The 16,577-nt window shown below is 67.8% G+C and carries 6 protein-coding genes; 2 read left to right on the top strand and 4 right to left on the bottom strand.

Features of this window, described 5'->3' with window-relative positions:
• Positions 1 to 313: 313 nt before the first annotated feature.
• Together ASE43_RS22855 and ASE43_RS04590 are read left to right on the top strand one after the other, a co-directional pair.
• Complete coding sequence (locus ASE43_RS22855; protein WP_304438405.1) at positions 314 to 9,493, top strand: calcium-binding protein; 9,180 nt, start codon at positions 314 to 316, stop codon at positions 9,491 to 9,493.
• Positions 9,494 to 9,835: 342 nt separating this feature from the next.
• The gene (locus tag ASE43_RS04590; protein ID WP_200956211.1) at positions 9,836 to 11,551 is read left to right on the top strand and encodes an enoyl-CoA hydratase-related protein; all 1,716 of its coding nucleotides are present in this window, start codon (positions 9,836 to 9,838) and stop codon (positions 11,549 to 11,551) included.
• A gap of 68 nt (positions 11,552 to 11,619) precedes the next feature.
• On the opposite strand, the gene ASE43_RS04585 is transcribed toward ASE43_RS04590, so the two are convergent.
• The 4 genes from ASE43_RS04585 to ASE43_RS04570 form a co-directional block, all read right to left on the bottom strand.
• On the bottom strand, positions 11,620 to 13,182 hold the full coding sequence (locus ASE43_RS04585; protein WP_056175836.1) for a DHA2 family efflux MFS transporter permease subunit: 1,563 nt from the start codon (positions 13,180 to 13,182) through the stop codon (positions 11,620 to 11,622).
• Positions 13,183 to 13,334: 152 nt separating this feature from the next.
• On the bottom strand, positions 13,335 to 14,519 hold the full coding sequence (locus ASE43_RS04580; RefSeq protein ID WP_057159596.1) for an efflux RND transporter periplasmic adaptor subunit: 1,185 nt from the start codon (positions 14,517 to 14,519) through the stop codon (positions 13,335 to 13,337).
• Positions 14,516 to 16,027: an efflux transporter outer membrane subunit gene (locus tag ASE43_RS04575; RefSeq protein ID WP_057159595.1), complete on the bottom strand. Its 1,512-nt coding sequence runs from the start codon at positions 16,025 to 16,027 to the stop codon at positions 14,516 to 14,518. The genes ASE43_RS04580 and ASE43_RS04575 overlap by 4 nt, the downstream gene beginning before the upstream one ends.
• Positions 16,028 to 16,030: 3 nt before the next feature.
• Positions 16,031 to 16,489, bottom strand: a complete 459-nt coding sequence (locus tag ASE43_RS04570; RefSeq protein WP_056175828.1) for a MarR family transcriptional regulator — start codon at positions 16,487 to 16,489, stop codon at positions 16,031 to 16,033.
• Positions 16,490 to 16,577: the final 88 nt, after the last annotated feature.

Below are 16,577 nucleotides of genomic sequence, written 5' to 3'. Positions count from 1 at the left end.
CCGAAGCGACGACACATGGCGCGTCATCGCGCAGACAATGATCATATGGCACGGCGCATGTTGCGTCGGACGGAACAGGGCGGCGAGATCGCTGGGATCGGATCAGGGGCGCGCCTGACCCGCGAAAAGGGGAATGTTTTCGGGATCGAACGCGGACTGCGTGAGCACCGCGGCGGCCGGCTGCGCTCCGCTTTTCGTACGACCAACCCGGCGACGCGCATGGCGTCTTGTTCCCGTTCGCCATTCCCCGTCTGCCGGACGCGCAGGCCAGAACGCGATGGCCATAACGGCCGATAATTTAAAGGAGTGGTGTATGTCAGAGGCCAATGCGGAAGAACAGCAGTTTGCGATGATGATGACGGAGCTCTCCGCCGCGTTTCAAGGGAACGTATCGCGAGGTCTGGCGAACGCAGGGATCGATATCAACGCGGAGAATGTTCCCCTGGAATTGCTGGTTTCGGTGGCCGGGGATGCATTCCGGCAAAACGCCGAGCTCGCGGCCGCCTATGCGGACCGCTTCGAAGCCCGGGGCGAAACCAAGCTGGCGACAATCTGCCGCGATATGCAGCGTCGCTTCGAGGAGCAATCCTCGGTGTTCCGTGTGGTCGAGGGAGGGCCTCCTGCATCGGAGATCATCCTGACGTTGACCTCGAATACCTTCCATATGCTGGAGACTCAAGCGCACCATATCGCGTTCGGTGCTACAGCCGAGAAGATAATCAAGCCAATTGCCAAGGGGTTGTTGATCTTCGAGCTGACTGAGAAGGCATTGCATGGCGACGTATCCGCTTTCATTGGCGTTCTCGGCGGCGCGCTTATTGGTACGGCGGTGGCTGTGCTGGCGGACGCGATCGTTGTAGGGCTCGGAATTACGGGCGGGCCGCTGACGGCGGCCGTGACAGTGGTGGTTGGGGTCGCCGCGATGTTCGTTGGAAGCAGCGGCATCGATTCCTTCGTCGAGGAGTTGCTTGAGTTCGATCAAGAGCCGGGCGATGTTCGCAGTCGCGCCCATCGATTGATTTCAAGCCTGGTAGGGCTCGGTGGCGGCTCCGAGTTACCGACGCTGGGCGACTACGTGGCGTTCGGGACGAACGCAGCCGACATCCTTACCCCCAACTACCCGGCGAGCGCCTTGAACCCCGGCAGCGTGCTAATCGGTGACGGCGGCAACGACATCCTGCTCGGCGGCTCCTGGGACGACCGCCTCAGCGGCGGTGCCGACAACGACACGCTACGCGGAGGCTACGGTGCCGACATCCTGTTGGGCGGTAGTGGTGATGACCTGCTCGACGGTGGCATGGCCACCGATCGGCTAGAGGGCGGTGTGGGTTTCGATACCTACAGCTTCTCGACCGATGACCTGAAGAATGCCGGTACCCGCGACACGATCACAGACAGCGATGGATCGGGCCGCATCACTTTCAATGGCGTCGATCTGTCGGGCACCGGCATCGGATTCGACAATATTCGCGGCGACACCCTCAACTCCTGGGAAACCGCGAATGGGGAGTTTAGGCTGTTCGTCTTGGGGGATGGCACGCCTACTCAATCCTTGTTGATCGTGCGTTCGCTGGCCGACGGCCGCGCTGGCGGGCAGATTCTGGTCAAGAACTGGCGCAACGGCGACCTGGGGATTTCGTTGCCGGGTTACGACGAGGTCGGCGCCGCGCTGGGTTTGGGCGAGGGCGACGATCTGTTCGGCGAATCGGGCAGCAACGATGGGGTCGACTCCATCGCGGCCAAGGGCGGCAGCGACGGTATCGAGGGCGGCGCCAGCGACGACGTCCTGGATGGCGGGGCAGGCGCGGACCTGATCTTCGGCGGCAGCGGCGACGACCGAATTCTGGGCGGAGATGGCAACGACATCATCCTTGACGGCTCGGAGCTGCAGAACATGCGCGCCCTGCGGACCGAGATCGACGCGGGCGGGAAGAGCGAACAACAACGTTTCGATGAGGAGGTCGCGCAGCGCGGCGCTTCGGTCATCGCGCGCGGCAAGAATTGGTACGTCTATCGCGAAGATGGCGCGCCTTCGGTCGGAGACGCGACGCAGGATGGCGTCTACATCATTCGCACTCCGGACGGGTCTACGTACCTAGATCCGGAGACGCACGGCAGCGGCGACGACTTCATCGACGCGGGCGCCGGCTCCGATCGGGTGTTCGCCGGCGAAGGCGACGATATCGTCATCGGCGGACTAGGTAACGACTCCCTGAACGGTGGTCATGACGACGACACGCTGTCGGGAGGCGAGGGCGACGACACGCTGGTCGGCGATCTGTCGGATGGCGCCTCGCCCTACGTGACCTTGACGGCGCTGGTTTCGAGCGCCGCCAACAAGAACGGCGACGACATACTCGACGGCGGCAATGGCAACGACACGCTCATCGGCATGGGCGGAAACGACACGCTGTATGGCGGCGACGGCGACGACAAACTGTACGGACGCAACGGCCAGCCCAGCGGTGCGGCCGACGCCGGCGACACCGACGCGGATTATCTCGACGGCGGCGAGGGCGCGGATCAGCTCGCCGGCCAGGACGGCGACGACGTGTTGCTGGGCGGCGGCGGCAACGACATCCTGTTCGGCGACGACGAACATGCCGGCACCCGCTACGGCAACGACCACCTTGAGGGCGGAGACGGCGACGATAAGCTCTATGGCGGCGGGGGCGACGACTACCTGTCGGGTGGGCAGGGCGTGGACGACCTGGTCGGCGGCGAAGGCCGGGACACGCTGTCCGGCGGTGCGGGCAATGATCGTCTGTTCGGCGAGGGCGGCAACGACGGTCTGGTTGGCGGCGACGGCGACGACGTCCTGCTCGGCGGCGACGGCGACGATGCGCTGCTCGGCGAGGCTGGCGTCGATCTGTTGCGTGGCGGCGACGGCGACGATGTCATCTCCGGCGGTATCGGCAATGACGAGTTGCAGGGTGGTAGCGGCAACGACTATCTCGACGGAAACGAAGACGACGACAAGCTGTTCGGCGAAGACGGCGACGACCGCCTCAACGGCGGTGCCGGCGCGGATCAACTCGTCGGCGAGGCTGGAAACGATCGCATCGATGGCGGTATCGGCAACGATCGGCTCTGGGGCGGTACCGGCAACGACTCGCTGGACGGCGGCGAAGGCAGCGACGAACTTTACGGCGATTCCGGCGCCGATCGCTTGTCGGGTGGCAATGGCAACGACCAGCTCGACGGCGGTGCCGATGCCGACGTGCTGAACGGCAATGCCGGCAACGACAGCCTGTTCGGTGGCGACGGCGACGATGTGCTGCGCGGCGACAGCGGCGACGATCTGCTCAACGGCGCCGCGGGTGTCGATCAGCTGCTTGGCGGCGAGGGCGCCGACCAGGCGTGGGGTGGTGAGGGCAACGACAGCCTCAAAGGCGATGCCGGGGACGACGTGCTGGCGGGCGAGGAGGGCGACGACCTCCTGGAGGGCGGTGCCGGCAACGACATGCTCGCCGGCGGCAGCGGCAACGACCGCTATCGCTTCGAGACCGGTTTCGGTCAGGACCGCATCCTCGCCGATGAGGAAGGCGAGGTTGGCATCGATACTCTGGAGTTCGGTGCCGGCATCGCGCCAGGCGACCTTAGTTATCAAGTGATCGGCCGCAACCTGCTGATCAAGGTCGGAAGCGGCGGCGACGCCGTCCTGGTGGAGGATTACTTCAATCCCGACACTCAGATCGGTCTGAGTTTCGCCGATGGCACCACGCTGGACCGCGCACAACTGGAACAACTGCTGGGTGCGCTGGTGCCGGTGGTCGGTTCGAGCGGCGACGACGTAATCGGTGGGACCGGAGGCAACGACACCCTGTTCGGCGAAGACGGCAACGATCGGCTGGACGGCGCCGGTGGCGACGACCAGATCAGCGGCGGTAAAGGCAACGACGTATTGGCCGGCGGCAGCGGCAACGACCTGTTGCAAGGCGACGAAGGCGACGATGTCTACAACTTCGACGCCTACTTCGGAATGGATACGGTGGTCGGCCTTGGCGATTCCGGCGCGGGTCGGGACACGATCCGCTTCAACTTCGCCTTCAATGCGGCGGACATGAGTTTCGGTCCGACGGAGGAGGGTAGCGACGATTTGGTCCTGGTGTTCAACCAATCGGGGACGATCAGCAGCCTGGGCATCGACGGCTTCTTCGCCCCGGGCAGCAATCACAGCATCGAGTTCAGCGACGGCGTGCGCATCACCGCGACAGATTCGCAGCTGGTCTATTCCTATCAAGGTGGCGGCGGTGCGGACGAGTTCTACGGCAACGTGACCAGCGAGCACTTCTCCGGCGGCGCTGGCGACGACAAGCTCTACGGCCACTATGGCAGCGACACGCTGGACGGCGGCGCCGACAACGACGTGATCGGCGGCGCTCAAGATAACGACATTCTGCTCGGCGGGGATGGAGACGACAGCCTGGATGGCGGCAGCGGCGACGACCTGCTGGTCGGCGGTACGGGCGACGACTATCTGATCGGCGACTCCGGTTACGATCGCTATCGCTTCGATCGCGGCTTCGGGCACGACACCATCGAGAACGTGCGATATGGCGACCGAGGCGGCTATACCGACGACGTCGAGTTCGGCGCGGGCATTTTGCCGGCCGACGTGTCCGCGAAAAATCGCAACGGCCAGGATCTGGTGCTGAGTTTCGCAGGTTCGGACGACCAACTGGTGATCCTGAACTACTTCCGCGACGACGGCCGATCGGGCTATGCGGTCGATAACATCCGCTTCGCCGACGGCACGGTGTGGAACGTCGCAACCGTGATGGCCATGGCTTTGCAGGGCACCGACGGCGACGACAGCCTGTTCGGTTACGACAGCGACGACAGCTTGTCCGGCGGTCTGGGCGGCGACGATCTGCACGGAGGTCGCGGCAACGATGTGATCGACGGCGGCGCGGGCGACGATCTGCTGGACGGCGGCGCCGGTCACGACGTCTATCGTTTCGGTCGGGGTTCCGGAAGCGATACGCTGGTCGAGATCCCGAAGGATCCGCAAGGCGAGTGGGACAACGCTCACTACGTGGCCCTGTTCCGCGCCGCGTCCGAAGGGATCGACACGGTCGAGTTCGGGGACGGCATCGCCGAGGGCGACGTAGTGCTGCGGCGCGAAGGCAATGACCTGGTGCTGTCGATCCGCGACACCCAGGACGTGTTGCGCGTGCCTCACTACTTCGGCTGGGCGGCGTCCGTCGATGATGGCGGGGACCCCGGTTCTGGACTGGCGTTCGCCCGGTTCTCGGATGCCGGTGGCGACGGCGCCTATACCGGCCCGGAGGATGTCGGCCGTGCGGCCGAGTTCTTCCGCTTCGCCGATGGCACCACTTGGGACCGCGAGCGCGTGCAGGCCCTGATCGATGGGCAGCGCCGCAGCGGCGAGGGCGACGACGTGATCGTCGGCGACGACGGCGACGCCGATACGAGCGTACTGTCCGGCCGCGGCGGCAACGATCTCATTCGCGGCAATCAGGGCGACGACGTGATCGACGGCGGCGCGGGCAACGACATCCTCGATGGCGGTCTGTTCCGGGTCGATTTCGGCGCGCCTTACGGTAACGACCTGATGAAGGGCGGCACGGGTGACGACACCTACCGCTACGACTGGGGCAACGACGTGATCGATAACAGCGTCGGTGCCGGCGAAACGGCCGGCTACGACGTGGTCGAGATCGACGCCTATGCCGATGACGTGTCGTTGGAGCGCGTTGGTAACGACCTGCTCCTGCGTCAGCGCGACCACGAGCAGGACTCGACGCTGACCATCCGCGACTACTTCACGCGTCCGGATCAGGCGATTTCGGAGATCCGCTTCGCCGACGGTAGTGCCTGGCTGCAGGCGGACATTCTCGACCAGGTCACCGGAGCCGGGCTGATACAGGGCGGCATCTACGGCGATACCCTGATCGGGCGCGGCGGCGCCGATACCCTGGACGGCGGCGATGGCGACGACACCTTGATCGGCAAGGCCGGCAACGACCGCCTGATCGGCGGCGATGGCAACGATAGCGTGTACGGCGGCTTGGGCAACGACATCCTCGATGGCGGTGCCGGCAACGACACCTTGGACGGCGGCAGCGGCGAGAACGTTTACCGCTTCGGCAGCGGCGACGGCTACGACTATGCTTACGACAGCGGCGGCGGTGCCGTGATCGAGCTCAAGAGCGGGCTGACGCTCGCGGATTTGATCGTGCAGGGCCGTGGTAACGAGCCGGGTGCGACGCTACGTATCCGCGGCAGCGAAGACGTGTTCGTGTTGAACGGCAATCTGGCGCAGCTCCGTTTCGCCGACGGCAGCAGCTACGACGCGGCGGCGATTCGCGCGCTGATGCTCGCGTCCGCGACCGAAGGCAATGACGTGCTCGTCGGCGGCGGGGGCGACGATGCGTTGTCGGGCGATGCCGGCGACGACGTACTCTACGGTCAGGGCGGCGACGATGTGCTCGACGGCGGCGCGGGATCGGACGAGTTGGATGGCGGCGCCGGAGCCGACAGCTACGTATTCGGCCGCGGCGCCGGCAGCGACACGCTGATCGACGACGATGCCGATTCGGTGCTGCGCCTCGGCGCGGGTATCTCGGTGGACGACGTGGTGCTGCAGGCGTATGGCAGCAGCGATCAGGGGCATGTGTTGCGCCTGATCGGTAGCGAGGACCAGCTGCGCCTGGATGCGGGCCGTCTCGCCCAGATCCGCTTCGACGACGGCACGGTGTGGGACGCTGCTCAGATTCGCGCGCGCCTGCTCGCTAGCGGGGACGGCGACGACCGGGTGCTGGGATCCTCGGACGGCGACACGATCCAGGGTGGGGCTGGCGACGATCGCCTCTACGGCGGCGCCGGTGACGATGTGCTCGAAGGCGGCGCCGGTAGCGATTTCCTGGAAGGCGGCAGCGGCAACGACACCTATCGTTTCGGTCGCGGTTCCGGCGAGGACTACGTGCGCAACGGCTATGCCGGTGTCGAGCCTGGGGAGACCAGCACGATCGAACTGGGCGCGGGAATCGCGGTCACCGACGTTTCGGTGCGGCTGGGGACCTTCGGTTCCGGGTTGGTGCTGAGTATCGACGGCAGCGAGGATAGCCTGCAGATCGAAGATTACGCATTGGTCGACGGTGGCGATGGCGCCGCGTATGCCATCGTATTCGCCGACGGCACGCGTTGGACGGCGGCCGACGTGCGCGCACGCTTGCTCGCCGGCAGCGACGACAGCGACGTCATCGACGGTCTCGCCTCCGGCGACCTCATCTCGGGCGGAGACGGCGACGACAGCTTGAACGGCCGCGACGGCGACGATGATCTGAGCGGCGACGCGGGCGACGATGTACTGTCCGGCGGCCACGGCGACGACCGTCTCGACGGCGGCGTCGGCGACGACCGGCTGGACGGTGGCTTGGGCAACGACGTGGTGCGGTTCGGCCGCGGCGACGGCCGAGATACGGTCGTCTACGGCGACGCCTTGCTCAGCGACGTGGATGTGCTGGAACTGAAGGACGGCGTCGCCGTCTCCGACGTCAGCCTGCATCGGTCCGGGGTTGACCTGATCGTGCATATCGAAGGGAGTAGCGACAGCATCACCATCCAGGGCCACTTCGAAGCCGACGGGGAAACCGTGGGTGCGCTGGATCGGATTCGTTTCGCCGACGGCACGGTGTGGACCACCGCGCAGATCGCCAACCGGCTGGCGACCGCCACGGAGGCGCCGCCGCTGGAGCCCGAGGAAGACGGTGCAGGCTTCACCTTCGCGAGCGAGTACTGGTACCAGTACTACCCGGTGCGCCTGGGCAGTGTCGACGACGACGAAATGAGTACGAGGACAGGCCTTAGAACCGCAGTGTCCGGCGGCGGCGGTAACGACCGCCTCTACGGAAGGGGTCATCGCGACGGCTTGTTTGGCGGCGCCGGCGACGATTTTCTCATGGCGAGCATCTACGGCAGCTCTCTGCACGGCGGCTCGGGCTGGGATCGCCTGTTCGGCGGCGTCGGCGAGGACTTCATGCTCGGCGGTTCGGGCAATGACTTCCTCGACGCGGCCAGCGGCGACGATGACCTCAGCGGCGGTGACGGTCACGACGTGCTCAATGCGGGCTTTGGCGACGACACCCTGAGTGGCGGCGAAGGCAGCGACACCTTGTTCGGCGGACAGGGTAACGATGCGCTCGATGGCGGCGCCGGCAACGATATGCTCAATGGCGAGCAAGGCGACGACACCTTGCTTGGCGGCAGCGGCAGCGACAGCTTCCACTTCGGCCGTGGTTGGGGACGCGATCGCATCCTGGCCGAATCGAGGACCGTCGGCCCGTCGCCGCGCAACGGGGATGCGACCTGGGACGTGGTGACCTTCGGGGTCGGCATCGCGGCCGGCGATTTGCGCTGGCAGCGCCAGGACCGCGATCTGGTGATCGCCATCGCCGGCACGGACGACCGCTTGACCGTGACCGACTACTTCGATGCCGACGGCAATCGCGATGCGCTGTCGATCGATGCGTTCCGCTTCCAGGACGGCAGCGAGTGGAGCTACGCGCAAATCGCCGCCTACCTGACTACCGGCGGGGCTGGCGACGATACCTTGCGCGGCTTCGCGGGCGACGATCTGATGACCGGCGGCGCCGGTAACGATCGGCTGTCGGGGCAGGACGGCCATGACCGCATCGAAGGCGGCGATGGCGACGATCTGCTGGCCGGCGACGGCGGCAACGACATCCTGGTCGGCGGGGCCGGCAGCGACAGCTTGTTCGGCGGCGCAGGCAGCGACGTCTACGCCTTCGAGCTCGGCTTCGGCCGCGACCGCATCTCCGACTACGTCCACGACGCGGCGCCAGGCGACCTCGACGAGATCGCATTCGGCGTCGGCATCGCGGCCAGCGATCTGCATGTGTCGCGTGTGGGCGACGATCTGCTGATCGAGCGCATCGGCAGCGCCGATGCGGTGACCGTGGCGGCTTACTTCGCCACGGCGGCGGGCGGGGGACGACCCAATGCGGTCGAGCGGATCCGCTTCGCCGACGGCACGGTGTGGACCCAGGACGACGTGGTCGCGGGTCTGGCGCCGGCGCCGCTGGCATCGGCGGCGCAATTCCGCGGCGGACCGACCGCCAGTGACTGCGGCGTCGATGGCGTGGTGGCCGATGCGCCGTGGGCGGAGAACGGCCGTTATGCGCAGGAAGTGGATCCGATCGCGCAACGTACGGCGTCGGCGATCGCGCTGGGTGGACGCCTGCCTGCCTTGGAACGGGTGGAGACGCCGTCGGCTGGATACCTGCGGCTCGACGATGCCGGCTTGGCCGAAGTCCGCGCCGGTGGCGGCCACGGCATTCGTCCCGATGCCGCGGCCGGCGCGGCCGAGCGCGACCGCAACGTCGCCGCCCTGATCTCGGCGATGGCGAGCTTCGCGCCGCAGGCCGGGGGGGCTTCCGACGCCGATCTGGGCGGCGGGCACAGCTGGCAGAGCGTGTACGCGCTGGCCCTGGCGACGCCGCATTGAATCGTCGTTTGACGCCTTAGTGGGTCGCGTCCGGGCGCCGTTACGGCGCCCGGACGTAGATCGACCAGGTCGGCCTTGTCGGCCGGACGGATCGTATGCGCCCGGACACGGGGGGCGGCGTAGAGGCACGGCAAGCGCGGTGGCGGGCGTCTGTGCCTTGGCGGACCTGCATGCGAACGCCATCCGCCGTTCATTCCCAAGCCTGGCTGCGACCCGAATTCGACCGCCGTCCGGTTTTGACCGGTTCGGCATAAATAACTCGTAGGAATTGTGACTAGGGAGCGAGTTTGCCTGTCGGCCTTGGCCGACAGTGAGTTCACACGGACGAACAAGGAATGTTCGATGGCACTGCGCATTCTGCTTCTGTGCACGGCGTGCAATGGGCTGACCCAACTGGTCTCGTGCCGGTTGTCGGAACTGGGCCACGACGTCGTCATCCAGGTCGCGAGCGACCCCGAAACCATGCAGCAGGCGGCGCAGCGCGAGCGCCCCGATCTGATAGTGGCGCCGATGCTGAAATCGGCGATCCCCGAGGCGATCTGGAATCGCAGCACTTGCCTGATCGTGCATCCCGGCATCGTCGGCGATCGCGGTCCTTCCTCGTTGGATTGGGCGATCCTGGAAGGCGAGCGCGAGTGGGGCGTGACGGTGCTGCAGGCGGCGGCGGAGATGGACGCCGGCGACATCTGGGCCAGCGCGACCTTCCCCATGCGCGAGGTCGGCAAGAGCGAACTCTATCGCCACGAAGTCGCGCAGGCGGCGTTGCGCGCCTTGCTGCAGGCGATCGAGCGTTTTGCGTCCGGGCTGCATACGCCGCGCGCGCTCGACTATCGCGACGCGGATGTGCGCGGGCGCCTGCGTCCGGCCATGCGCGCGGCCGATCGTGCGGTGGATTGGGACCTGCCCAGCGCGACGATCCTGCGCCGCGTGCGCTGCGGCGACAGCGCGCCGGGCGCGCGCGCCTTGCTGGCCGGCTTGCCCTGTCAGCTCTACGACGCCTGGCCGGAAGCGACCCTGCGCGGACGCCCGGGCGAGTTGCTGGCGCAGCGCGAAGGCGCGGTCTGCGTGGGCAGCGGCGACGGCGCGCTATGGCTGGGCCATCTGCGCGTCAAGGACGGGATCAAGCTGCCGGCGGCGCAGGTGTTGGGCCGGCGCCGCATGGCCAAGGTACCGGAGCGGCCGTTGGCGTTCGACGCGCCGGAAGGGCCCGACACCTGGCGCGACATTCGCTACCGCGAGGACGGCGAGGTCGGCTACCTGCATTTCGATTTCTACAACGGCGCCATGTCGACCCGGCAATGCGAGCGCCTGCGCGCCGCCTTCCTGCACGCGCGCCAGCGGCCGACGAAGGCGATCGCCTTGATGGGCGGCCGGGACGTGTGGAGCAATGGCATCCACCTCAACCAGATCGAGGCGGCGAAGGATCCGGCGCTGGAGTCCTGGCACAACATCCTGGCCATGAACGCGCTGGTGCGCGAGATCGTGCTCACCGACAGCCATCGCGTGATCGCGGCCATGCAGGGCAACGCCGGCGCCGGCGGCGTGGTGCTGGCCCTGGCCGCGGATCAGGTGTGGGCGCGCGCTGGGCTGGTGCTGAACCCGCATTACCGTGGCATGGGCGGCCTGTACGGCTCGGAGTACTGGACCTATCTGATGCCGCGCCGGGTCGGCTTGGCGCGCGCGCAGGAGCTTACCGAGAGCCTGCGTCCGCTGACCAGCGAACACGCCGCCCGCATCGGTCTGATCGACGCCGCGTTCGGCGAGGACGGCGCCGGTTTCCGCGCGGAGGTGGAAGCGCGTGCGCAAGCCCTGGTCGAGCCCGCGGCCTGGCGCAAGGCGATCGGCCTCAAGCGCCGGCGCCGCAGCAGCGACGAGCGCCGCAAGCCGCTGGAGAGCTACGCCGCCGAGGAGCTCAGCCATATGTACCGCAACTTCTTCGGCCCCGATCCGGCCTACCACGAGGCCCGCCAACGCTTCGTGCGCAAGGGCGCGCCGGCGCCGGCGAGCGAGCCCGCGCGCGACACCCACGATTCGCGCGAAGCCGCCTCGTCGGCTTGATGCGGCGCTAGGCGCAAATGCGAAGGGCCGGGAAGACCCGGCCCTTCGCTGGCGCTTGTGTCGGAGGCCTAGTGGCCGCCGGCCGCGGCCGCGCCAGCTTTGGCTTGGAACGGCGGCTTGGCGAACCAGACGAACACGATCACCGCCAGGAAGATCAGGCCGAGCAGGTGGAAGATCTCGTTGAAGCCGATCTGCGCGGCCTGGTTGGAGATCATCCGCTCCAGCATCGCCGCGCCGGTCTGCAGGTTGCCGCCGCCCATGCGGGTGGCGGTCTCGATCAGGTTGGGATCGTAGGCCGACAGCTTCTCGGTGAGGTGGGCGTGGTGGACCGCGCCGCGCTCGGTCCAGGCGTAGGTGGTCAGCGAGGCGGCGAAGCTGCCGCCCAGGGTGCGCATGAAGGTCGCCAGGCCGGAGCCGGCGGCGATCTCGTGCGGCTGCAGATCCGACAACAGGATCTGCAGCACCGGCATGAAGAACAGCGCCACGCCGAAGCCCTGGAACAGTTGCACCATCGCGATGTGGTTGAAGTCGACGTCGAGGTTGAAGCCCGAACGCGCGAAGCTGGTCAGCGACATCGCGATGAAGGCGAAGGTAGCCAGCCAGCGCAGGTCGAACTTATGCGCGTAGCGGCCCACAAACGGCGTCAGCAATACCGGCAATATGCCGATCGGCGCGGTCGCGAAACCGGCCCAGATCGCGGTGAACCCCAGGTTGCGCTGCAGCCACAGCGGCACCAGGATGCCGACCGCGAAGAAGGCCGCGTAGGCGATCACCATGGCGGCGGTGCCGGCGGCGAAATTGCGGTGCCGGAACAGGCGCAGGTTGACGATCGGGTCCTTGTCGGTGAGCTCCCAGATCACGAACACCGCCAGCGCGATCGCCGACACGATCGCCAGGATCACGATCAGGTTGGAACGGAACCAGTCCTCGTCGTTGCCCAGGTCGAGCAGGATCTGCAGGGCGCCGACGCCGATCACCAGGGTGATCAGGCCGACGTAATCCATCTTCGGCTTTTCCAGCTTCTCCGGGCGGCCGCGCAGCTGGCTGCCGACGACCAGGCTGGCGAAGATGCCGATCGGCACGTTGATGAAGAAGATCCATTCCCAGCTGTAGTTGTCGGTGATCCAGCCGCCGAGGATGGGGCCGGCGATCGGCGCGACCACGGTGACCATCGCCAGCAACGCGATCGCCTGTCCGCGTTTGTGCGGTGGATAGATCGAGATCAGCAGGGCCTGGGTGATCGGGTACATCGGGCCGGCGACGAAGCCCTGCAGCGCGCGCGCGGCCACCAGCAGGCCCATGCTGTTGGCCAGGCCGCACAGCAGGGAGGCGATCACGAACAAAAAGGTCGCCCACACGAACAGCTTGCGCTCGCCGAAGTGGCGGGTCAGCCAGCCGGTCAGCGGCAACGCGATGGCGTTGCTGACCGCGAACGAGGTGATCACCCAGGTCGCCTGGTTGGCGCTGCCGCCCAGGTTGCCGGAGATGGTCGGCAGCGAGACGTTGGCGATGGTCAGGTCGAGCACCTGCATGAACGACGCCAGCGCGAGGCCGAGCGTGGTCAGCGGGATGTTCGGTGGCCGGAAGCCGGCTTGCGGGGCGGGCGCGGCTGCGGTGGCGGTGGCGGACATGGAACGGCCTTGAGAAGGAGTGGCGCGGCGTTCGTCGCTAACGGGGCGAGGTCGCGATCGGCTGCGGCATCGCAGTGCGGTTGGGCGAGGGCGCCCGGCTCATTGCGCCGGGCGTCGGATGCGCGCGCGGGACCGGCCCGCGCCGCCTGCGCTCAGCCGTGGCGGTTGGGCAGGTTGTCGTTGACGATCTTCTCGATCAGCGCGTCGGCGTCGGCGAGCTGCTTGGTGTAGGCGTCGGTGGTCAGCACCGGCTTGGCCGGGGTCGAGCCGGCCAGCATCGCGCCGTCCTGGCCGCGGATGTTGACGTCGACGTGCATGCTCAGGCCCAGGCGCAGCGGGTGTTCGAGCACCTGCTTGCGATCGACCTCGATGCGCACCGGCACGCGCTGCACAATCTTGATCCAGTTGCCGCTGGCGTTCTGCGCCGGCAGCAGGGCGAACGCGCTGCCGGTGCCCATGCCGATCGCGGCGACCTTGCCTTCGAAGGCCACATCGCTGCCGTAGAGGTCCGAATGCAGCTCGACCGGCTGGCCGATGCGCATGTTGTTGAGCTGGGTTTCCTTGAAGTTCGCGTCCACCCAGACCTGCTCCAGCGGCACGATGGTCATCAGCGTGGCGCCGGGCTGCACGCGCTGGCCCAGCTGCACGTTGCGCTTGGCGACGTAGCCGGAGACCGGCGCGACGATGGCGGCGCGCTGCAGGTTGAGGTAGGCCTGGCGCAGCTGCGCGGCGGCGGCGGCGACCTGCGGCTGCTTGCCCAGGGTGGTGGCGTCGACCAGCGCGCGGTTGCGCGACAGGGTGCCGCGCGAGGACGACAGGCTGGCTTCGGCGGCGGCCAGTTCGTCGCGCGCGTGGGCCAGCTCCTCGGCCGAGACCGCGCCGCTGGCGACCAGACCCTCGCGACGCTTCACGTCGGCGCGCGCCTTCTGCACCGCGACTTCGCGTGCGCTCAGATCGGCTTGGCCGGCATCGACCGCGCTGTACAGGCCGCGCACCTGGCGCACCGTGTTGGCGAGGTTGGCGACCGCCTGTTCGTAGGCGACCTGGGCGTCGTTGGGATCGAGCTGGACCAGCACCTGGCCGGCCGTCACCTTCATGCCGTCGTCGGCGCCGATGCTGACCACGGTGCCGATCGACTGCGGGGTGATGCTGACGATGTTGCCCTGCACGTAGGCGTCGTCGGTGTCCTGGTGCCAGCGCGCGACCAGCAGGTACCAGGCCGTCCAGCCGATCGCGGCGATCACCACCACGGCCAGCAGGAGGAGCAGGAACTTGCGGCGCTTGCCGTTGGTGGGCGCGGCCGGGGCCGCGGCTTGCGGATTGATTTCGGTGGTCATGGCGTGGAGGCCTTGGCGATGTCGGAATTGGAGATGGCGGTGGTGGGAGCGGTGAGCTGGAGTCCGCCGCCGAGCGCGCGGTCGAGTTCGATCGAAGCGCTCAGGCGCTGCGCGCGCAGGGTCACGATCTGCTGATCCAGCTGCAGCAGCGGGCGCTGCGCGGCCAGCACGTCGAGCTGGGTGCCCAGGCCGCCGCGGTAGCGCGCCGTGGCCAGTTGCCAGGCCGACTGCGCGGCGTCGCGCGCCTGTTGCGCCGAGACCAACTGCGCGTCCAGCGAGCGCGCGGCCTGCAGGGCGTCGGCGACTTCACGCAGCGCACCGACCAGGCTCTGGTTGTAGGTGGCGACGGCGAGGTCGTAATCGGCGTCGCTCTTGGCCAGTTGGTTGCGCAGACGGCCGCCGTCGAAGATCGGCATGCTGATCGCCGGGCCGCCTTGCAGCAGCAGGGCGTCGCTGGAGAACAGGTCGGACAGGCCGCCCGAAGCCAGGCCGATCATGGCGCTGAGGTTCACGGTCGGATAGAAGTCGGCCTTGCTGGCATCGATGCCGTGCGCGGCCGCTTCCACGCGCCAGCGCGCGGCGACCACGTCGGGGCGGTGGCCCAACAGTTCGCTCGATGCGACCGCCGGGATCGCCGGCGCGGACGCGCTCAGCAGGCCCGGCTTGGCGATGCTCTGGCCGCGGTCGGGGCCCTTGCCCAGCAGCGCGGCGATCGCGTTGCGACTGGCGTCGATCTGCTGCTGCGCCGCCTGCGCCTGCTGCTGCGCGGAGGCGACCGTGCTTTCGGCGTTACGGATCTGCAACTGGTTGTCCAGACCTGCCTTGACGCGCTGACGGCCGAGGCCGAGCAGGCGGCTGGCGCGTTCCTTTTCGGCGACTGCGACGTCCTGCGCCGCATGCGCCTGCGCCAGGGTCACGTAGGCGCGCGCGATGTTGGACGACAGGGTCAGGCGCGCGGCCTGGGCTTCGACTTCGGCGGCGCGGGCCTGGCCCAGGGACGACTCCCAGCGCGCGCGATGGCCGCCCCACAGGTCGGGGCTGTACTTGAAGCTCAGCGACAGCAGTTCGACGCCGCTGTAGTGGCCGCCCAGCGGTTCCGGGGCCACGGTTTCGGGAATGCGCACGCCCGCGTACTGGGCGCCGGCGCCGACGGTGGCCTTGCGCGCGGCGTCGGCCAGGCCGGCCTGCGCGATCGCCTGGCGCACGCGCGCGTCGGCGGCGTCCAGGCTGGGCGTGCCGGCCAGGGCTTCGGCGATCAGGCTGTCGAGCTGGGCATCGCCCAGCGCGGTCCACCAATCCTGCTTCGGGAACGCGGCGTCGGACACCGCGTAGGCGCCCAGGCTGCGCTGGCTCTCCAACGCGTCGGCGTCGAGCGCTCGGCCTTCGGGGGTCAGGCCGTGGGTGCTGGCGCAGCCGGCCAGGATCAACGCCGCGGCCAGCGCGGTGAGCAGGGGGCGCAGCGCGCGTCGCGGTAGCGCGGTGCGGGCGGTCGAGACAGGCATGTTCATGGCTCAGGAACCGGAGGGAGTGAGGTTGTCGCGCACCTGTTCGAGCAGGCGCGTGAGGGTTTCGCGTTCTACGTCGCTCATGCCGCTCAACGCCTGCTCGCGCACGCGCTGGCCGCATTTGTTGATGTCCTGCCAGATGGTCACACCGGCGTCGGTGAGATGAATGTTCAAAGCCCGGCGATCCGACGGATCGGCGACCCGCGCGACCAGGCCGCGCGCTTCCAGCCGGTCGAGCAGGCGGGTCATGGCGCCGGGATTGAGTTCGGCGGCGCGCGCCAGGTCGGTCACGCCGGCGGTGCCGTCGGCGAGCTTCTTCAGGGTGATGTACTGGCTGAACGTGAGTTCATGGCCGGCGGCGGCCAGCTCGCGCTCCATCTGCGCCCACATGGCGTCGCGGACTTGGCGGAACAGCAGGCCCAGGGTGGAGCCGCTGCAGGCGATCGGGGGAGGGGCGGTCTTCATGGGGCGGCATATTGCTACCCTCTGCAATAGTTGTCAATGCAAATATTGTTACGTCAATGGAACGCCGTGTCGCGGCGCGCGGGCGAGC

This window comes from Lysobacter sp. Root983, from assembly GCF_001429345.1.
GTDB lineage: Bacteria > Pseudomonadota > Gammaproteobacteria > Xanthomonadales > Xanthomonadaceae > Lysobacter.
The sequence above is the reverse complement of the archived record's forward strand: the minus strand, read 5'-3'. Positions and strand labels throughout refer to the sequence as shown.

What these genes read in the sequence shown, in the direction of transcription:
- ASE43_RS22855 (WP_304438405.1), top strand. Translation starts at nt 314, where the DNA reads ATGTCAGAGGCCAATGCGGAAGAACAGCAGTTTGCGATGATGATGACG.
- ASE43_RS04590 (WP_200956211.1), top strand. Translation starts at nt 9,836, where the DNA reads ATGGCACTGCGCATTCTGCTTCTGTGCACGGCGTGCAATGGGCTGACC.
- ASE43_RS04585 (WP_056175836.1), bottom strand. Translation starts at nt 13,182, where the DNA reads ATGTCCGCCACCGCCACCGCAGCCGCGCCCGCCCCGCAAGCCGGCTTC.
- ASE43_RS04580 (WP_057159596.1), bottom strand. Translation starts at nt 14,519, where the DNA reads ATGACCACCGAAATCAATCCGCAAGCCGCGGCCCCGGCCGCGCCCACC.
- ASE43_RS04575 (WP_057159595.1), bottom strand. Translation starts at nt 16,027, where the DNA reads ATGAACATGCCTGTCTCGACCGCCCGCACCGCGCTACCGCGACGCGCG.
- ASE43_RS04570 (WP_056175828.1), bottom strand. Translation starts at nt 16,489, where the DNA reads ATGAAGACCGCCCCTCCCCCGATCGCCTGCAGCGGCTCCACCCTGGGC.